The organism is Mesorhizobium sp. M4B.F.Ca.ET.143.01.1.1 (assembly GCF_004792275.1).
GTDB classification, from domain to species: domain Bacteria; phylum Pseudomonadota; class Alphaproteobacteria; order Rhizobiales; family Rhizobiaceae; genus Mesorhizobium; species Mesorhizobium abyssinicae.
On the sequence record NZ_SRSR01000013.1, the window covers coordinates 72,504 to 91,481 of the forward strand.

13 protein-coding genes and 1 riboswitch are annotated in these 18,978 nt (G+C 65.2%); of the genes, 7 read left to right on the plus strand and 6 right to left on the minus strand.

Annotated elements, in window-relative coordinates; translation table 11 throughout:
• Positions 1–20: 20 nt before the first annotated feature.
• From EN786_RS26550 to mtnK, 3 genes are all read right to left on the minus strand, one after another.
• Positions 21–494, minus strand: a complete 474-nt coding sequence (locus EN786_RS26550) for a 6,7-dimethyl-8-ribityllumazine synthase (protein WP_127310714.1) — start codon at positions 492–494, stop codon at positions 21–23.
• 78 nt (positions 495–572) lie between these two features.
• A riboswitch (FMN riboswitch) is annotated at positions 573–715 on the minus strand.
• Between the two features lie 77 nt (positions 716–792).
• Entirely contained in the window at positions 793–1,887 is a 1,095-nt protein-coding gene (gene mtnA / locus EN786_RS26555) for an S-methyl-5-thioribose-1-phosphate isomerase (protein WP_127310715.1), read from the minus strand.
• A complete protein-coding gene (gene mtnK, locus EN786_RS26560) occupies positions 1,884–3,158 on the minus strand; it encodes an S-methyl-5-thioribose kinase (protein WP_127310717.1) in 1,275 nt (424 codons plus the stop codon). Before mtnK ends, mtnA begins: the two co-directional genes overlap by 4 nt.
• Before the next feature lie 136 nt (positions 3,159–3,294).
• On the opposite strand from mtnK, the gene EN786_RS26565 reads away from it, so the two are divergent.
• The 3 genes from EN786_RS26565 (at position 3,295) to EN786_RS26575 (ending at position 6,968) form a co-directional block, all read left to right on the plus strand.
• On the plus strand, positions 3,295–4,806 hold the full coding sequence (locus EN786_RS26565; protein ID WP_127310716.1) for a sugar ABC transporter ATP-binding protein: 1,512 nt from the start codon (positions 3,295–3,297) through the stop codon (positions 4,804–4,806).
• Positions 4,807–4,872: 66 nt separating this feature from the next.
• Positions 4,873–5,868, plus strand: a complete 996-nt coding sequence (locus tag EN786_RS26570; RefSeq protein WP_135909036.1) for an ABC transporter permease — start codon at positions 4,873–4,875, stop codon at positions 5,866–5,868.
• A gap of 47 nt (positions 5,869–5,915) precedes the next feature.
• Positions 5,916–6,968, plus strand: a complete 1,053-nt coding sequence (locus EN786_RS26575; protein ID WP_127311263.1) for a substrate-binding domain-containing protein — start codon at positions 5,916–5,918, stop codon at positions 6,966–6,968.
• Between the two features lie 255 nt (positions 6,969–7,223).
• Here EN786_RS26575 and EN786_RS26585 read toward each other — a convergent pair whose 3' ends face one another.
• The 3 genes from EN786_RS26585 to EN786_RS26595 all read right to left on the minus strand — a co-directional run bounded on the left by EN786_RS26585 (position 7,224) and on the right by EN786_RS26595 (position 11,577).
• A complete protein-coding gene (locus tag EN786_RS26585) occupies positions 7,224–8,294 on the minus strand; it encodes a D-alanine--D-alanine ligase family protein (protein WP_135909038.1) in 1,071 nt (356 codons plus the stop codon).
• 171 nt (positions 8,295–8,465) lie between these two features.
• On the minus strand, positions 8,466–10,520 hold the full coding sequence (locus EN786_RS26590; protein ID WP_135909040.1) for a bifunctional aldolase/short-chain dehydrogenase: 2,055 nt from the start codon (positions 10,518–10,520) through the stop codon (positions 8,466–8,468).
• 91 nt (positions 10,521–10,611) lie between these two features.
• Positions 10,612–11,577, minus strand: coding sequence for a sugar-binding transcriptional regulator (locus EN786_RS26595; RefSeq protein ID WP_127311266.1), 966 nt, complete (start codon positions 11,575–11,577; stop codon positions 10,612–10,614).
• Positions 11,578–11,765: 188 nt separating this feature from the next.
• On the opposite strand from EN786_RS26595, the gene EN786_RS26600 reads away from it, so the two are divergent.
• The 4 genes from EN786_RS26600 (at position 11,766) to EN786_RS26615 (ending at position 18,968) form a co-directional block, all read left to right on the plus strand.
• Positions 11,766–13,406 carry an acyl-CoA synthetase gene (locus EN786_RS26600; RefSeq protein WP_135909042.1) on the plus strand — a complete coding sequence of 547 codons (1,641 nt, stop codon included), beginning with the start codon at positions 11,766–11,768 and terminating at the stop codon, positions 13,404–13,406.
• Positions 13,407–13,774: 368 nt separating this feature from the next.
• Entirely contained in the window at positions 13,775–14,380 is a 606-nt protein-coding gene (locus EN786_RS26605; RefSeq protein WP_127311839.1) for a TetR family transcriptional regulator, read from the plus strand.
• Between the two features lie 58 nt (positions 14,381–14,438).
• Positions 14,439–15,587: an efflux RND transporter periplasmic adaptor subunit gene (locus tag EN786_RS26610; protein WP_127311840.1), complete on the plus strand. Its 1,149-nt coding sequence runs from the start codon at positions 14,439–14,441 to the stop codon at positions 15,585–15,587.
• Positions 15,588–15,821: 234 nt separating this feature from the next.
• Positions 15,822–18,968 (plus strand): efflux RND transporter permease subunit, encoded by a 3,147-nt coding sequence (locus tag EN786_RS26615; RefSeq protein WP_135909044.1) that lies wholly within the window; start codon positions 15,822–15,824, stop codon positions 18,966–18,968.
• The last annotated feature ends 10 nt before the right edge of the window (positions 18,969–18,978 follow it).

Genomic DNA, 18,978 nt, shown 5'->3' on the forward strand with positions numbered 1-18,978 from the left:
GCCACCCCGGCAACCGCGCCTCACGCCGCGATCTTTTCCCGCGCCGCACTTATCTCGACGCAGGCCTTGGCCGCTTCCTTGCCCTTGACCTGGAAGTGTTCGAAGAAGAAGCGGTGGTGCTCGGCGCTGTCGTGATAATTGTGCGGCGTCAGCACCGCCGAAAGCACCGGCACGCCGGTCGCGAGCTGCACGGTCATCATGCCGTCGAGGACGGCGCCGGCGACGAAATCGTGCCGGTAGATGCCGCCATTGACGACGAAGGCGGTGCCGAGGATCGCGGCGTAGCGGCCGGTCTCCGCCAGGGTCTTGGCATGCAATGGGATCTCGTAGGCGCCGGGCACGTCGAAGACGTCGACGGTGAAGCGGCCGCCGCCGAGAACGGCAAGCTCCGCCTCGAACGCCGTAACGCACTGGTCGACGATGTCGGCGTGCCAGCGCGCCCGTATGACGGCAACGCGGCGGATTTCATAGTCTTTTGGGGAATGCTGATTCATGGGTCCATCCTTCCGTTTCGAACCAGAATCAGGACGCACGATACGAAAACCCGGCCCGCGCGAGCGGCCCGTCCTTCCGTTCGTTCTCTTTCATCCGGACTGTGACCGTCGGCTCCGGAATCACACCGGATCTGCTGACCTTCCCTTCCGGGAAGCGCTCGCGGGCTTGAGCCGAGGCTCTTACCGCCGGTGGGGACTTTCACCCCGCCCTGAGAACTTTAACGGTGAAGCTATGGAGGGGGAGGGCGGCGCTGTCAATTAGCGCCGTCGCCGCAGCTGCCAATCTCCCTCCTTGTGGCTAACCACGCTCCGGGAACATCGCCTTCAGCCCTTCGCGCGAGGCCTTGGCGACGCCGCGCTCGGTAATCAGGCCGGTGACAAGCCGCGCCGGGGTCACGTCGAAGGCCGGGTTTGCCGCCGGCGTCGCTTCCGGCGAGACGCGCACCTGGGCGATCTCGCCCTTGGCGTTCTTGCCCCAGACCAGCGACACCTCGTCGCCGGAGCGTTCCTCGATCGGGATTTCCGCGAGCCCGTCGCCCACCGTCCAGTCTATGGTCGGCGAGGGCAGCGCGACATAGAAGGGCACATCATTGTCGGAGGCGGCCAGCGCCTTGAGATAGGTGCCGATCTTGTTGCAGACGTCGCCGTCGGCGGTCGTGCGGTCGGTGCCGACGATGACCATGTCGATCTGGCCACGCTGCATCAGGTGGCCGCCGGCATTGTCGACGATCAGCGTGTGCGGCACCCCGTGCCCGGCCATTTCCCAGGCGGTCAGCTGGGCGCCCTGGTTGCGCGGCCTGGTCTCGTCGACATAGACGTGGACCGGAATGCCGGCTTCGGTCGCCAGATAGATCGGCGCGGTGGCGGTGCCGTAGTCGACGGTCGCCAGCCAGCCGGCATTGCAGTGGGTCAGGATGTTGACTGTCTCGCCCGGAGCTTTTCGCGCCGCGATTTGCTTGATGATGGCAAGCCCGTTCTCGCCGATGGCGCGGTTCAGCCCGACATCCTCGTCGGCGATCTCCGCTGCGCGCTTGTAAGCGGCCTCGGCGCGCTCGGCCGGCGGCAGCGGCTTGAGAAAGCGCCGCATCTCGTCCAGCGCCCAGCGCAAATTGATCGCCGTCGGCCGCGTCGCGTGCAATGTCTCCCAGACGGCGTCGAGCGCCGCATCCGACGGGTCGCCTTCCATCTGGATGGCTACGCCATAGGCGGCAGTGACGCCGATCAGCGGCGCGCCGCGCACCCACATGTCTCGGATCGCAGTGGCGATGCCGGCAACGGTGCCGATCTTCTCGATGCGGAACTCATGCGGCAGCCAGCGCTGGTCGATGATCTCGACCGAGCGGCCGTCGCCGCTCAGCCAGATGGTGCGGTAGTGGCGCTCGCCGACGTTCAAAGGCTGCTCTCCTGTTCGATCCGCGCGGCCAGATTGTTGACCTCGTCGATGCCATGGATCTGGCGCCGGTTGACGGCGATGTGGCGGCCGAACTTCAGCGCCTTCGCCTCGCATGTGGCGCGCAGATTCTCATCGGCAATGGCCTCGAAGTCGGCATTGTGGGCGAGGCCGAGGATACGCCGGTGCACCTCGATGCCGGCAAAGCCGAGCAGGTCGGTCCAGATCGAATGGAGCATATGGTCGAGCGCCTGCTCGGCGCCGAGCCGGTCGCCCTGATCCTCGAACAGGCTTCTGTGGTAGAGCATGCCGGTGCGCTCGGTCCGCCACAGATGCGAGAACTCGGCGCGGAACACAGCCCAGGTCTCGGCGGTGACCCCAAGCAGATAGGCGCGCATGGCGTCGCGTTTTTCCGTCTGCTCATGGCCGCGCTGCGAGAAGAACGACATCCAGAAATTGGCGAGCAGCATGCCGACGTCGAAGGCGATCGGTCCGTAGAAGGCGAACTCCGGATCGATCATCCGGGTTTCTGTGTCGGTCACCATGATCGAGCCGGAATGCAGGTCGCCATGCAAGAGCGTCTCGGCATTGGCGGCGAAAAGATGCTTCAGCCGCTGCGCCTCGACCTTGAGATCGCGGTCGGCGCGCAGCTCGGCGACCAGGCCGTCTAGCTGCGGCGACGTATGCCGGTTCAGCTTGGCGTCGAAATAGGGATCGGTGAACACCAGGTCCTCGGTGATGCCGCAGAGCTCGACATTGTCGGCGAACAGCGCCAGATCGGCTTTGCGGTCCCTGGTCGGCATATGCAGGTCGGAGCCGCGGAACAGGGTGCGGGCCATGAACAGGCCGATGTCGCGGGCGATGTTCGGCAGTTGCCGGCCTTCGATCAGCGCACGCCGCAGGATGATGTGCGGCGGCGCCAGGTATTCCATGACGATCAGCGCCTGGGCCTCGTCGAAATGGTGGATTGCGGGCACCGAGCCGGGCGCTCGGCGCTCCTGCCTGGTCAGCGCGTGATACTCGAAGAAGGAGCGCTTCAGCGGCAGCGGCCAGCTGTCGCCGACCAGCCGCACATAGGGCAGGGCCTGCTTGACGACGACCGCGCCTTCGGCGCCCTCGACGATGAACACCAGGTTGAGATTGCCGTCGCCGACCTCACGCACCTTCCAGCGCCGGGCATCCTTGCCGATCTGCGCGGTGACGGCCTCGTTGGCGCCGAGGCGCGCCGGCAGCGTTTCGACCGATAGTGCTTCGAACGGCAGTTTCTGCGTCATCATCATCCTCTCGCTTATGCGCTCCGAACATAACGGAGGCATGGCGGCGGGGCCAAGCTAGGAAGCAAGCTGGCAATTGTCAATCGTGTTGACAATTGCCGATATAGCCCATAGCGTCTGTGTCAGGGAGGAATGAATGGGCACTGGTGCCGTGTTCCGCGTGGACGGCCTGAGGAAGTCCTTTGGCCATATCGAGGTGCTTGGCGGCATCTCGCTCGACTTGCATGCGGGCGAAGTCACCGTGCTGATGGGCGCCAACGGCGCCGGCAAATCCACCCTGGTCAAGATCGTCAGCGGCGTTTACGAGCGCGGCGGCGGCATGATGCATCTCGCCGGCGAGGACTTCGCGCCGAACACGCCGGCCGAGGCGATCCGCGCCGGCGTCGTCACCGTGCATCAGAACATCAATGACGGTGTCGTCGCCGACCTCGACGTCGCCACCAACCTGACACTCGACAGGCTGACCGGCAGCGGCGCGCCGACTTTCTTCAATCCGGGCCGGGTGCGCCGCGAGGCCAGGGCCGTCGCCGATCGCATGGGGCTCGCCATCGACCTCAAGGCCCGCGTCAGCGACCTGTCGCTGGCAGACCGCCAGATGGTGGCGATCGCGCGGGCCATGGCGCACCGGCCGAAGGTGCTGATCCTCGACGAGCCGACCTCGTCGCTGTCCAGCGCCGAAGCCGACCGGCTGTTCCAGCTGATCGACCGGCTGCGCGAGCAGAGCGTGGCGATCCTCTACATATCGCACCGCATGTCCGACATCCGCCGCCTTGCCGACCGCATCGTCTCGATGCGCGACGGCGTGGTGAGCGGCGTGTTCGACAACAAGCCGCTCGACTATGAGGGCGCCGTCAACGCCATGCTCGGCCGCAAGATCCATCTCGACCGGGTGGTCGCGAGAAGCTCGGCGCGTGCCGTCTTCACCGCGGAAGGCCTGCGGATCGCGCAAGGGTCGAAGCCGATCTCGATGACGCTCGGCGCCGGCGAGGTGGTGGCGATCACCGGCTTGGTCGGCGTTGGCAAGACGGCCTTGGCCGAAACGCTGTTCGGCGTGCGCCGGCCGCTCGCCGGCGTCATGACCATGGACGGCAAGCCCTATGCGCCGGCCTCGGCCGGCGAAGCGATCGCCGCCGGCGTCTTCCTCGTCGCCAAGGACCGCGCCACCAGCGGCATCGTCGGCGGCTTCAACATCGAGCGCAACATCAGCCTGCCCTTCCTCAAGCGCCTGTCAGGCTTCGGCATCATGAAGCGCCGCGCCGAACGCGGCATCGCGCGCCGGCAGATCGACGAGCTCGCCATCGTCTGCCGTTCGGAGCGGGACGAGCTTTCCGCACTTTCGGGCGGCAACCAGCAGAAGGTGATGGTCGGCCGCTGGATGTCGCAGGATGCAAGACTGTTCATCCTCGACGAGCCGTTCCAGGGCGTCGACATCTCGGCCCGGCGCGACATCGCCGCCAAGCTCCGAGCCAGCGCCGACGGCCGCGCCACGCTGCTCTTCGTCACCGAGCTCGACGAGGCGCTGGAGACGGCGGACCGCATCCTGGTCATGTCGGAGCAGACGATCGTCGGCGAGCACAGGAACGAAGACATCGATCTCGAGCGGCTGCTTGCCGAAGTGGCGGGCGGCCCGCTGCACAGCGCGGCGTGAGATCATGGACAGGAATGGAGCAGGCATGCGTTGGACTGACACGGCAACGGCGCCGGAGAGCGACGCATGACGGCGCGTGACCACGCCATCCGCTACGGCTTCATCGTCCTTCTGTTCGGCCTGATCGCCTATTTCGCGGTCGCTGCCGACGGCTTCGTGTCGCCGCAAAGCGCAGTCTTCATTTTCCAGTCCGTCGCCATCACCGGCGTGCTGGCGCTCGGCGTCACCGCCACCTTGGTGGTCGGCGGCTTCGATCTGTCGATCGGCTCGGTCGCCACCAGCGCCATGATGGCGGCCGCCTATGTCATGGTTGTGCTGGAGCAGAACGCCGTCGTCGCGGTCGTCGTCTGCCTGCTGATCGGCGCTGTCGTCGGCCTGATCAACGGCTGGCTGATCGTCTATATGCGGGTGCCCGACCTGCTCGCCACGCTCGGCATGATGTTCCTGCTCGTCGGCCTGCAGCGCATCCCGACCGAAGGCCGCTCGATCGCCACCGGCATGACCATGCCCGACGGCTCGGTCGCCAACGGCAAGTTCGGCGAAGCCTTCCTGGCGCTCGGCCGCCATCGCTTCGATTTCTTCGTGCCGAACCTCGTTCCGGTGTCGGTCGTGGTGCTGATCGTGCTGGCGCTGCTGATCTGGTTCTTCCTCGAATACACCCGCTTCGGCCGCATGATGTATGCCGTCGGCAGCAATGAGCGCGCCGCCGAACTCGCTGGTGCGCCGGTCAAGGCCTACAAGATCTGGGCCTACGTCATTTCGGGCGTCTTTGCCTCGATCGGCGGCATCCTGCTCGCCGCCCGGCTCGGCCGCGGCGACATCGCCTCCGGCAACAATCTGCTGCTCGACGCGGTGGCCGCCGCGCTCATCGGCTACGCGGTGCTCGGCGCCGCCAAGCCGAACGCCTTCGGCACGGCCGTCGGCGCGGTCTTCGTCGGCGTGCTGCTGCAGGGCCTGACGATGATGAACGCGCCTTACTACACGCAGGATTTCGTCAAGGGCGGGGTTCTCGTCGTCGCCCTTGTCTTCACCTTCGCCCTTTCCGGCAGGGGCGGGAGATAGGTTCGACCGGGGCATATTTTCGAGTTCAACAAAGTGGAGGAAACAAAGTGAGCATCACAAGAAGACTTTTGGGGAAGGCGGCGCTCGGGTTGGCTGGCGCCGCGCTGCTGATGCAGGGGACCGCGACGGCCGCGGACAAGCCGGCGCCCTTCGACAAGCCGGGCGTCAAGATCGCGCTGGTGCGCTATCTCTCGACCGGCGACTTCTTCCAGGCCTATCTCTCCGGCGTCGAGGCGCAGGCCAAGGCGCTCGGCGTCGACCTGCGCGTGCTCGACAGCCGCCAGGACGCCGCCCTTCAGGCCGACATGGTCGACCAGGCCATCGCGCTCGGCGTGCAGGGTATCATCATCCAGCACGGCCTGACGGAATCGATGAAGGACGCCGCCCAGCGCGCGGTCGATGCCGGCATCAAGGTCGTCGCCTTCGACGTCAATGTCGAGAACCCGAAGATCCCGCAGATCGAGCAGTCCGACCGCGACCTTGCCCGCCTCGCGCTGGAGCAGGCGGTCACCGACAATGGCGACAGCTGGAAGGCCGGCTATGTCTACGTCGCCGGCATCGCGCCGCTCGACCGCCGCAACGAAACCTGGGTCGACGTCAAGAAGAAGCATGCCGGCATCGACGAGGTCGCCATGTTCGGCACGCTCGACAACCCGATTGCCAACTCGGTCGCCAACCAGGCGCGTTCGGTGCTGTCGGCGCATCCCGACATCAAGGTGATGTTCGCCCCCTATGACGAATTCGCCAAGGGCGTGAAGATCGCCGTCGACGAGGCAGGCATGAACAAGGCCATCAAGATCTATTCGGCCGACATCTCGACCTCGGATATTTCGGCGATGCGCGAGCCTGACAGCGCCTGGGCCGCCACCGCCGCCACCAACCCGGCTGTCGTCGGCCAGGTCTCGGTGCGCGCGCTGGCGCAGCTGCTTGCCGGCGAGGATCCCGGCCACAACGTCATCGTGCCGCCGACGCTGATCACCCAGAAGGAACTCATCGACAAGGACATCAAGAACATGGAGGACCTGTCGGCCAAGCTGCCGCAGTTCGCCCATGCCGATGTCGCGATGCCCGCCTGGATGCCCAACCCGAACGCCAAGTAGTTCTGGTCTAGGCGAAAGGGGAGCCGTCGACCCCCACTCCGTCGAGCTTCGCTCGACACCTCTCCCCCGATCGACGGGGGAGAGGAAAGGCGCGACCTCAATCAGATGGCACCTTCCTCTCCCTCCGGAGGGGGGAGAGGTGGCGCCGCGAAGCGGGGACGGAGTGGGGGACGGCGCTTCTGAAATGCGCACTCGCCGAAAAACAGGCACAACCCAGCAAGCACGAAGACTCAGGTCGGCAGCTAAACCCGACCCTCAGCCCACTCTTCCGGCGCGCGCCAGCCCGTGCGCCACCAGCCGGTCGATAACCTCCGGGTAGCTGACGCCGCTCGCCGCCATCGCCTTGGCGTACATGCTGATATCGGTGAAGCCGGGAATGGTGTTGAGCTCGTTGATCAGGAACGTCATGTCCGGCATCAGGAAGAAGTCGACACGCGCCATGCCGTCGCAACCGACGGCCCTGAAGGCCCTTGCCGCCATGTCGCGCATCGCCTGCTCGACTTCCCGCGGCAGTTCGGCCGGCACGATCAATGCCGCGCCGTTCTCGTCGATATACTTGGCATTGTAGTTGTAGAAGCCGTGGCTTTCCGCCGGCACGATCTCGCCCGGCCGGGAGACGAAGAGCTTGCCCGCGGGGTCTTCGAGCACGCTGAATTCGATCTCGCGGCCACGGACGAATTCCTCCGCCAAGAGCTTGCGATCGTGCTGGAAGGCTTCCGCAAGCGCTCGATCGAATTCCTGGCTGGCATTGACCTTTGCGACGCCGACAGACGAGCCCTGCCGCGCCGGTTTGACGAAGAGCGGCAGGCCGAGCTGGTCTCCCAGCACGGCAAGCGATGGCGCCGAACCTTCCTCAATGGTCACCGACCGCGCAACCGGCAGGCCGGCCGCCTTCAGCAGCCGCTTGGCGATGTCCTTGTCGAGCGCCGTCGCCGAACCCAGTATGCCGCAGCCGGCGAGCGGCACCTTTGCCACTTCCGCCAATCCCTGCACCGCGCCGTCCTCGCCATGCAGCCCGTGCAGGACGGGAAACAGGATGTCGATATCTGGCAGCGCGTAGGGCGCGCCCTCGGCCGGGACCGCCAGCATGCGCCCGTGTCCGCCCGGCACCAGGCAAACCTCCGTGCCGCCGGAAGGTGCCGACAGCGTGCCGTCCTCGAAACGGCTGAGCAGCCATTTTCCCTCCCGGCTGACGAAGATCGGAACGGCATCGTACTTCGCCGGCTCCAGCGCGCGCATGACGTTGGTCGCTGAAAGAACCGACACCTCATGCTCGGCGGAGCGGCCGCCAAAGAGCACGGCAATACGAAATCTTTTCACGGCCACGACTGTCTCCACCTTCCAAGCCGTTTGAGAAATAGATTGAAGCGGAATTTCGGCAACCGCTTCAGACCAACGACAGTTTTCAACGCGTGGCGGCGAGGTCGCTGATTGTCGAAGTCGCCGCCGGCCCTCTGAACCCCTGCAAGACGGCAGGGGTTCATGGCAGGGCTGTCGCTAGCGCAGCGCCGCTGCGATGTTGCCGCCATCGACCGTCGTCACGTCGGCGGTGGTCCGCTCGGCCAGCGCCTGGTGCAGGAAGGCCTGTGCCACGTCCTCGGCCGTCACTTCCTGGCCGAGCAGATTGCCGGACATGTATTCCTTCTCCGACACGCCGCGCGCGCCCGAGCGGCTGGCGATCATGGCGTCGGTCAGAAGCCCCGAGCGGATGCGGTCGGCATTGACCGCGTTCGAGCGGATGCCCTGCGCGCCGTAGTCCAGCGCATATTGCCTGGACAAAAACAGCGTCGCCGCCTTCGGGATGCCATAGGCCCCGAACTTCGGCCCCGGGTTGATCGCCTGCTTGGAGGTGTTGAACAGGAGCACGCCGCCGGTGCCCTGTTCCAGCATGATGCGCACGGCATTCTGCGCCGCCGACTGGTGGGCGAAGAAATTGAGCTCGAAGCTCTTACGCAGCGTGGCGTCATCGATCTCGCCTATGCGGCCTTCCCAGGCCGCGCCCGCATTGGAGACCAGGATGTCGAGGCCGCCATAGACCGCGACCGCCCGGTCGAATGCGGCGCGCAGTTCGACGGGATTGGTGATGTCGGCGCCGACGCCGATCGAGCCGTTGCCGGCCTTCTTCGCCGCTTCAGCGGCCTTGGCCGGATCGAGGTCGACGATGACGGCATGCGCGCCGTTGTCGGCGAACAGCTTGGCCGTCGCCGCGCCGATCGCGCCGGCGCCGCCCGTCACCAGCACCACCTGGCCGGTCAGCGGCTTCGGCTTGTTGGAGGCGAGCTTGGCCTGTTCCAGCGACCAGTATTCGAGCGGGAAGAGATCGGCCTTGGACAGCGGGTGGAAATGGCCGACGGCCTCGGCCCCGCGCACCGCCTCGATCCACATCTCGCCGACATCGGAGGCGATTTTTGCGTCCTTCAGCGTGCGGCCGTGGCCGAACATGCCGAGGCCCGGCACCAGCGTCAGGCGCGGCATCGGATCGAGCATGGTGCGCTTGACGTCGTCCAGTGCGTCGTTGGTCTCGAAATAGGCGCGGTAATCCTTGGCGAAGGTCTCGACATGGTTGCGGATGACGGCTTTGTAGTCGCCGATCTTGTCGGCGTCCGGCGCCGGCACGGCCATCGGCCCGGTCTTGATGCGGATCGAGAGATCCGGCGTCGAGACACCGCGCCCGGCATAGTCGGCGATGCTGGCCGAGTTGATGAAATCGACGATCGAATCCGAAGTGCGGAAGTCGCTGATCATGCGATCGAAGCGGCCCTCGCCGCGCGCCACCGCGACGGCGCCGCGCAGCGCGGGCGCGATATCGGACGGTCTGGCGAGCTTCGCCGGCAGCGCCGCCTTGACCGTCTTCGGCTTGCCGTTTTTGGCGACATAGTCCTCGGCGACCGTCACATGGTGGATCATGCGGTCGTAGGCCTGCCTGGCGTCATCGCCGAAGGTGAAGATGCCGTGCTTGTCGAGGATCAGGCCTTCGACGCTTGGATCGGCATCGAAGACGTCGCCCGCCGCCTTCGCCAGGTCGAAGCCTGGCATGATGTAGGGCACGTAGCCCATCTTCTCGCCGAACACTTTCCTAACCAGCGCCTTGCTGTCTTCCTGGTCGACAATGGCGAGGACGGCGGTCGAATGCGTGTGGTCGACGAATTTGTGCGGCAGGAACGCGTGCAGCAGCGTTTCGACCGACGGATTGGGCGAGGCGGGATCGATGAGGTTGGCGCGCTGCAGCGCCACCATGTCCTCGTCGGAAAGCCTCTCCAGCGCGCGCGCCTTGAGCAGCGCGCCCATCTTCACCGCCGGCAGGCCTTGCGGCTCGATGACGGCCATGTCCCAGCCGCTGCCCTTGACGCAGAGCACGTCCCACTCGTCGCCGACAAGATCGGTGGCCTTGATCTTGCACGACGTGTTGCCGCCGCCATGCAGCACCAGCCGCGGCTCGCCGCCGAGCAGGCGGGTCGTGTAGACGCGCAGCGCGAGGTCGCGGCCGACGCCCTTCTTGGCATAGTCGGCAACCATCTTTTCCGCGTCGCCGTCATTCCACAGGTTTTTCATTTCGCTTCATCCGCTTTCATGTCTTTGATTGCTGTGAACAGGAATGCCGCGACGCTTTGATGACAAGGCGCCGGCGGCGAGGGTTGTTTGTCTAGGAAGTCTTCCTGGTCACCGCTCCGGCATGGTCCAGCAGCCGCTGCGCCATGCGCGCGCCGACAACCAGATGCGTGCAGAGCCCGCCGGCGAGCGCGGCAAGCAGCGGCTCGAACTTGCTGTCCTCCTGCACCACCATCAGCCGCTTTTCGATGGCGCCGAGCGAGCCGAGTTCGGCGGAGATGACCCGGCGGTTGTAGCTGCAATCGAGCGCCTCGCCTGCGGCATCGATGATCTGTCCCGCGATCACGCCGGCGGCGCCGGCGTTGCGTAGCACTTCCATTTCGCTCACTGTCAGCGCGCCGCATTTGACGACATGGCTGTCGGCGTCGACGGTGCCGACGGAAAACAGCGCGAGGTTGCAATCGCTGATGCCTGCCAGTTGCTCGCGGATCACCGGCTCGGCGCGCAGGGCCCGCGCCAGCTCTTCCGTCGACAGCACCAGCGGCGCGTAGAAATTCAGCCCCTTGGCGTTGAGCCGCCGGGCGATTTCCATCGTGCACTGATCGGGCCGGTAGGAATAGGGCGCGCCGAGATTGCCGCAGAGCTGTACCACCGTCACGTCCTGCAGGTCTGCGAAGGACATGATGTCGGCGATGGTGTAGACGGTGCGGCCCCAGGCGACGCCGATGCGGTCGCCCTTCTTGACCAGCTCGAGAAAGACGCTGGCCGCGAGCACCGCGATGTCGGTCGACGGATCGACGACATAGGCGTTTTCGGGCGCGATCCAGACGGCGTCGAGCTTCAGCGCGTCTTCCAGTCGACGCGCCAAGACGTCGTCGATGAAAAGCTGGGTCGAGGTCGAGATGTTGACGATGCCGGTCTCGCGGGCCTTGCGCAGATACATGGCAACCGAGGCGCGCGAAATCTTGAGCTGGTTCGCCACTTCGTCCTGGCGCAGGCCATGGGCGTAGTAGAGCCAGGCGGCCTTGTGGATAAGCTGTTCTGCCGGTCGGATCGCCATGCCATCTCCTCGACTGACATTATTCACGGCTCTCGACAAAAGTCAAACCGAGCGGAGGTATGCATTTCCGTTTCACCGGCTGACTCTAGATCACCATTGTGCCAAATGCCCCCTGTCGTGGCATCGTTGGTGGTGACGCGGAGCGGAGCCTGTGATTAGAAGTCGATAAACATATTGGGGAGGATGGGATGGGCAATCCCTACGAACAGGATCTCGACAGGAACGCCGCCAACCACCAGCCGCTGACGCCGCTGACCTATCTGGAGCGGGCGGCAAAAACCTATCCCGACCATGTCGCCATCATCCATGGCAACCAGCGCATCACCTATCGCGATTTCTGGCGTCGCTCGCTGCGGCTCGCCTCGGCGCTGGCCAAGCGCGGCATCGGCAAGGGCGATACGGTGACGGTGATGCTGTCGAACACGCCGCCGATGCTGGAGGCGCATTTCGGCGTGCCGATGACCAGGGCGGTGCTGCATTCGCTGAACACAAGGCTCGACGCCGCCGTCATCGCTTTCCAGCTCGACCACGCCGATACAAAGGTGCTGATCGTCGACCGTGAATTCTCCCGCGCGGTCAGGGAGGCGTTGGCATTGGCCAAGGCCAAGCCCTTGGTCATCGACTATGACGATCCCGACTATGCCGCCGATGCCCCCTATCCGAAGGGCGAGCGGATCGGCACATCAGACTATGAGGAGTTCGTCGCAGGCGGCGATGAGGCTTTCGCCTGGTCGATGCCCGACGACGAGTGGGACGCCATCTCGCTCAACTACACCTCCGGCACCACCGGCAACCCAAAAGGCGTCGTCTATCACCATCGCGGCGCGGCGCTGATGGCCTATACCAACACCATCCATGCCGGCATGGCCAAGCACGCGGTCTATCTGTGGACGCTGCCGATGTTCCACTGCAACGGCTGGTGCTTTCCCTGGACGCTGGCCGTGCAGGCCGGCACCCATGTCTGCCTGCGCTGGGTGCGGGCAAAGCCGATGTTTGACGCGATCGCCGATCATGGCGTCACCCATCTCTGCGGTGCGCCGATCGTCATGTCGGTGCTGATCAACGCGAAGGACGAGGACAAGCGTGAGTTCGCGCAAACCGTCACCTTCAACACGGCGGCCGCGCCGCCGCCGGAGGCAGTGCTGTCAGGCATGGCCGATGCCGGCTTCGCCGTCACCCATCTCTACGGCCTGACCGAGACATACGGGCCGGCTGTCGTCAACGAATGGCACAATGAGTGGGACGAGTTGGAGAAGGGACCGCGCACGGCGAAGAAGGCGCGCCAGGGCGTGCGCTATGCTTCGCTCGAGGGCCTGACGGTGATGGATCCCGAGACGATGACGGAAACGCCGGCGGACGGCGAGACCATCGGCGAGGTCATGTTCCGCGGCAACATCGTCATGAAGGGCTATTTGAAGAACAGGAAGGCGACTGACGAGGCCTTCGCCGGCGGCTGGTTCCACTCAGGCGATCTCGGCGTCATGCATCCCGACGGCTACATCCAGCTCAAGGATCGCTCCAAGGACATCATCATTTCCGGCGGTGAGAACATCTCGTCCATCGAGGTCGAGGACGCGCTCTACAAACATGCCGCCGTCGCCTCCTGCGGCGTCGTTGCGAAGTCCGATGACAAATGGGGCGAGGTGCCTGTCGCCTATGTAGAGCTGAAGCCAGGCAAGAGCGCGACCGAGGCCGAGATCATCGACCACTGCCGCACTTTGCTCGCCCGCTTCAAGGTGCCAAAGGCAGTGGTGTTTGCGGAAATCCCGAAGACCTCGACCGGGAAGATCCAGAAGTTCCGGCTGAGGGAAATGGCGAAAGGTCTCTGAGTTCGTCATCCTAGGGTGGAGCAGTCGCGGATCGACGCGGAAACCCTGGGATCGATGCCGTGACCTTGCGGCCGTGCTCCGGCGGTCGAGAATAGCCCTGCACGAATCGCGGCGATGGCAAGCTAACTGCTTGATCCTACTCTATTCTTTGGCCGGCGTCACGGCATGGATCCCAGGGGCTGCGCTGCGTCGCTTCGCTCCTTCCTTCGCCCTAGGATGACGAACTCATTCGTCGGTTTCCCGCTTCCTCGCTGTCACCATCTGTCACCAATTGTACGCGTACGTCGATTCCGCGTTGACATGCCGCTCGTTTCGATTTACGACTGACGAAAATTGAAATTCGTCACTCGTTATTTGACAGAGAGCTAATGTCCGAAGCCGCCCACATCGTGGCCGACCCCGCCCGCCAGGAAAACGTGACGCGCATCCTCGATTGCGCCGAGCGTCTGTTCCGGCACTACGGTTACGGCAAGACCAACGTCGCCGACATCGCCCGCGAGCTCGGCATGTCGCCGGCCAACATTTACCGCTTCTTCGCCTCCAAGGTCGAAATCCACCAGGCCGTCTGCGGCCGTATGCTCGGCGCCAGCTACAAGATGGCCTACGAGATTTCGCGTCTTCCGCTCAGCGCCGAGGAGCGGCTGCGCCGCTACGTGCATGCCCAGTACAAGATGACCATGGAAGTCATGCTCGACGACCAGAAGGTGCATGAGATGGTCATCGTCGCGCTCGAGCGCGACTGGGCCGTCATCGACAAGCATGTCGACAGCATCCACGATCTGTTCGCCGAGGTGATCCGCCAGGGCATCGAAGCCGGCGAGTTCAGGGACCAGGATCCGGTGATCGCATCGCGCTGCTTCGGCGCCGCCACCGTCATCCTGTGCCACCCGCAGATGGTGGCGCAGTGCCTTGCCAAGACCAACCGGGCGATGCCCGACGATCTCATCGATTACGCGATCAAAGCCTTGAAATAGCCGCCGCCCGCCGGGCGCGCCGGTGTCGAAAAGTTGATCTCCAGTCAGGAGTGCTAAGGTGTCTTTGTCCAATTCCATCATCCGCAGGCTGCCGGTCGCCGGCCTGATCGTCGCCGCTCTCGGGCTTGCCGGCTGCAGCCAGGAGAAGGCCGAAATCAAGGAAATCATCCGGCCGGTCAAGGTGGTCGAGATCGGTGAGGCCCAGACCACCCGCGAGCTCGACTATTCCGGCTCGGTGCGCGCCCGCACCGAGATGAATCTCGGCTTCCGCGTCGCCGGCAAGGTCACCGAGCGCCTCGTCGATATCGGCCAGCATGTGAATTCGGGCGATGTGCTCGCTCGCATCGATGCCTCCGACTACGATTTGTCGGTCAGGAGCGCGGCGGCGAGCCTCGACGCCGCCGAGCGGCAGGTCGAAACGGTGGATCTGGCAAAGAAGCGCGCCGAGCAGCTCTACGCCAAGAGCTTCGCGTCGAAGTCGCAGCTCGACCAGGCGACGCTGACCTATGCTCAGGCCGTGGCGACGCGCGACGCCGCCCGCTCGACGCTTGCCCAGGCGAAGAACCAGGTCGGCTATACCGATCTCAAGGCGAGCGAGGACGGTATCGTTACCGCCATCAGCGCCGATATCGGCCAGGTGGTCGGCGCCGGAACGCCGGTGATGACCGTTGCCGTCGACGGCGAGAAGGAAGTGCTGATCGCCGTTCCCGAGATGGACATCGCCGAGTTTCGGCCGGGTAAGGACGTCAAGGCCGGCTTCTGGTCCGACGATGCGCTGACGCTGGCCGGCAAGGTGCGTGAGGTTTCCGGCAGCGCCGATCCGCAGTCGCGTACCTTCGCTGTCCGCGTCTCGCTGCCCAACGATCCGCGCGTGCTGCTCGGCATGACCGCCAACATCGAAGCCTCGGTGGCGAGCCGGAAGCAGATGGTGTCGATCCCCCTCAGCGCGCTCGCCGAGAAGGACGGCCGGAAGATTGTCTGGACCGTCGACCGCACCAGCGAGACGGTTCATCCGCGCCCGGTCAAGGTCGGCGACTTCACGGTCGACGGCGTCAATGTCGCCGACGGGTTGAAGCAGGGCGACGTCGTGGTTGCCGCCGGCACGCAGTTCATGACCGAGAACCTCAAGGTCAAGCTCTCCGGCGACGCGGCGCAGCAGTCGGCGTCGGCCGAAGGCAAGGCCGACATCACCAGCAGCCTGCGCTGAAGCCGGGCGAATGAAAACGCCGCTCGCTCGGGCGAGTGGACCATGGTTTCCGGGCGGCGAGCGCCCGGCTGTCGAGACGTCAGGTTGATGTAACCCCCACATCGATCCTCGCGTCCCACCGCGACGAGTGTCTCTCCGCCTCGGAAAGCCTCGCCGCCCGGAAGCCAGCATCGGAAATATCGTGAGCACGCGCAGATGCGTGCCTTGCCGATCAATCGGAATGGACTGACGCCGATGACCACCGACAGCACTGAGAAGCGGCCCTTCAATCTTTCGCGCTGGGCGATTGGCCACCCCAGCATCGCGCGCTTCCTGTTCGGCCTGATCATCCTTGCCGGCGCGCTCGGCCTGATGCGCATGGGCCAGAAGGAAGATCCTGACTTCACTTTCCGCGTCATGGTCGTCCAGGCCGTCTGGCCGGGCGCCTCGATCCAGGAGATGGAGGACCAGGTCGTCAACAAGATCGAGCGCAAGCTGCAGGAAACGCCGCATCTCGATTTCGTGCGCTCCTATACGCGCGCCGGCAGCGCCATCATCACCCTGCAGGTGAAAGGCGACACCAATGCCGAGCAGGTGAAGGACGCCTTCTACCAGGTGCGCAAGAAGGTCGGCGACATCGCCAGCGACCTGCCGCAGGGGCTGCTCGGCCCGTATTTCAACGACGAGTTCGGCGACACCTTCATCACGCTGCATTCGATCAGCGGCAACGGCTACAGCTATCCGGAGCTGAAGAAGTTCGCCATCCAGGCGCGCGATATGCTGTTGACGACGCCGGGCGTCGAGAAGGCCGTCATCATCGGCGACCAGCCCGAGAAGATCTATATCGACGTCTCGTCGAAGGCGCTGGCCGAGCGCGGCCTGACGCTGACCGACCTGCAGAACGCGATCAAGGGCCAGAACAATGTCGATCCGGCGGGCTCGGTCGACACCGGACAGCGCTCGGTGCGCATCTCGGTCGAGGGCGACGTCACCAGGGCCGCCGACATCAGGGAACTGCGCCTGCGCGCCGGCGGCCAGGTGACGCGGCTCGGCGACATCGCCACAGTCTCTTCGGGGCTGGAGGATCCGTTCCAGCGCAAGTACCGCTTCAACGGCCATGAGAGCGTCCAGCTTGGCGTCGTCATGGCCAAGGGCTTCAACGTCACCGACGTCGGCAAGGATGTCGAAGCGACCTACCAGCGCTTCGAGGAAGGCCTGCCCTACGGCGTCGCGGTCGACCAGATCTCCGACCAGCCGGAAGTCGTCCGCGATGCCGTCAAGGAGTTCATGGAGGCGCTCGGCGAGGCGCTGCTGATCGTGCTTGCCGTCTCCCTGCTGTCGATCGGCTGGCGCTCCGGCCTGGTCATTGCCATCGCCATTCCGCTGGTGCTCGCCGCCACCTTTGCCATCATGTACGAGCTCGGCATCGACCTGCAGCGCATTTCGCTCGGCGCGCTGATCATCGCGCTCGGCCTGCTCGTCGACGATGCGATGATCGTCGTCGAGATGATGGAGCGCAAGCTGGAGGAGGGGCTGGTCAAGATCGAGGCGGCGAGCTTCGCCTATTCCTCGACCGCCTTCCCGATGCTGACCGGGACGCTCATCACCACCGCCGGCTTCATCCCCGTCGGCTTCGCCGCGTCGACCGCCGGCGAATATGTGCGCACCCTGTTCTACGTCGTCGGCATCGCGCTGGTCGTATCCTGGTTCGTGGCGGTCTATTTCACGCCATGGCTCGGCCACATGATCCTGAAGCAGCGCAAGCATGCCGGCAGCCATCACGATGTCTTCGACACGCGCTTCTACCGCCGCCTGCGCGCCACCGTCGGCTGGGCCGTGCGCCATCGCATCATCGTGCTGGTGATGACGCTGGTCACCTTCGCCACCAGCCTGTGGGCGTTCCAGTTCATTCCGCAGAACTTCTTCCCGCAGTCCTCCCGGCCCGAAATCCTCGTCGACCTCTGGCTGCCGGAAGGCACCTCGATCAAGGAGGTCGAGACGCAGGCCAAGGCGCTCGAAGGCAAGATGATGGACGATCCGGACAAGCGCTTCATCGCCACCTATATCGGCGAGGGCGCGCCGCGCTTCTTCCTGCCGCTCGACCAGCAGCTCAGGAATCCGAACTTCGCCCAGCTCCTGGTGATGGCCAAGGACGAACCGGCGCGCGAGCGGCTGATCGTCAAGCTGCGCACCATCCTGGCCGAGGATTTCCCATCGATCCGGTCCAAGGTCGACCGCCTGTTCCTCGGTCCGCCGACCGGCTGGCCGGTGCAAATGCGCGTCATGGGCCCGGACCGCCAGGAGGTGCGCCGCATCGCCGACGAGGTGAAGGCGAAGTTCCAGGCCAACCCGCTGCTTGGCGCCGTCCATGACGACTGGCTGGAGCCGGTGCCGGCGATGAAGCTGGTCATCGACCAGGATCGCGCCCGCGCGCTCGGCGTCACCTCACAGCGCATCCGCCAGATGCTGCAGGCCACCATGTCCGGGGCGCCGCTCGACGATTTCCGCGACGGCGAGGAGACCGTCTCGATCGTCGCCCGCGAGCCGGATGCGAGCCGCAAGCTGCTGTCCTCGGTCGATTCCGTCTACATCCCGACCGATTTCGGCGGTTTCGTGCCGCTGTCGCAGGTGGCCAAGGTCGTTCCGGTGCTGGAGCAAGGCATCGAGTGGCGGCGCGACCGCCTGCCGACCATAACGGTGCGCGGCACCCTGCCGGACGGCGTGCAGTCGAACGACGTCGTCACCAAGATGTACAACGACATGAAGGACCTGCGTGCCGGCCTGGCGCCCGGCTACAAGGTCGAGATCCAGGGCGGCGCCGAGGATTCGGCCGAAAGCCAGGCCTCGATCGCCGCCAAGGCGCCGATCATGCTGGCCATCATCGTCGTGCTCTTGATGATCCAGCTGCAGCATTTCGGCAAGGCGATGCTGGTGCTGGCCACCGGCCCGCTCGGCATCATCGGCGCCGCCGCGGCGCTGCTGATCAGCGGCGCGCCCTTCGGCTTCGTCGCCATCCTCGGCGTGATCGCGCTGCTCGGCATCATCATGCGCAACTCGATCATCCTGGTCGACCAGATCGATCAGGACATCGCCGCCGGCATGGAGCGATCCGAGGCGATCATCGGCGCCGCCGTGCGCCGCTTCCGGCCGATCATGCTGACGGCGCTCACCGCCGTGCTGGCGCTGATCCCGATCTCGCGCGCCGTGTTCTGGGGGCCGCTGGCCTACGCGATGATGGGCGGCATCCTCGTCGCCACCGTTCTCACCATCCTGGTGCTGCCGGCAGGCTACGCGCTGTTCTTCGGCCGCGAGCGCAGGAAGGCCGGGGTCGAGGACAAGGGGCCCGAGTCCGAACTGACGCAGAACAACGAAAAGCCGGAGCTGGCGCTGGCCGCGGAATAAGGTGGTGGCA

What these genes read in the sequence shown, in the direction of transcription:
- mtnK (WP_127310717.1), bottom strand. Translation starts at nt 3,158, where the DNA reads ATGACGCAGAAACTGCCGTTCGAAGCACTATCGGTCGAAACGCTGCCG.
- EN786_RS26550 (WP_127310714.1), bottom strand. Translation starts at nt 494, where the DNA reads ATGAATCAGCATTCCCCAAAAGACTATGAAATCCGCCGCGTTGCCGTC.
- EN786_RS26565 (WP_127310716.1), top strand. Translation starts at nt 3,295, where the DNA reads ATGGGCACTGGTGCCGTGTTCCGCGTGGACGGCCTGAGGAAGTCCTTT.
- EN786_RS26605 (WP_127311839.1), top strand. Translation starts at nt 13,775, where the DNA reads ATGTCCGAAGCCGCCCACATCGTGGCCGACCCCGCCCGCCAGGAAAAC.
- EN786_RS26590 (WP_135909040.1), bottom strand. Translation starts at nt 10,520, where the DNA reads ATGAAAAACCTGTGGAATGACGGCGACGCGGAAAAGATGGTTGCCGAC.
- EN786_RS26600 (WP_135909042.1), top strand. Translation starts at nt 11,766, where the DNA reads ATGGGCAATCCCTACGAACAGGATCTCGACAGGAACGCCGCCAACCAC.
- EN786_RS26570 (WP_135909036.1), top strand. Translation starts at nt 4,873, where the DNA reads ATGACGGCGCGTGACCACGCCATCCGCTACGGCTTCATCGTCCTTCTG.
- EN786_RS26595 (WP_127311266.1), bottom strand. Translation starts at nt 11,577, where the DNA reads ATGGCGATCCGACCGGCAGAACAGCTTATCCACAAGGCCGCCTGGCTC.
- EN786_RS26615 (WP_135909044.1), top strand. Translation starts at nt 15,822, where the DNA reads ATGACCACCGACAGCACTGAGAAGCGGCCCTTCAATCTTTCGCGCTGG.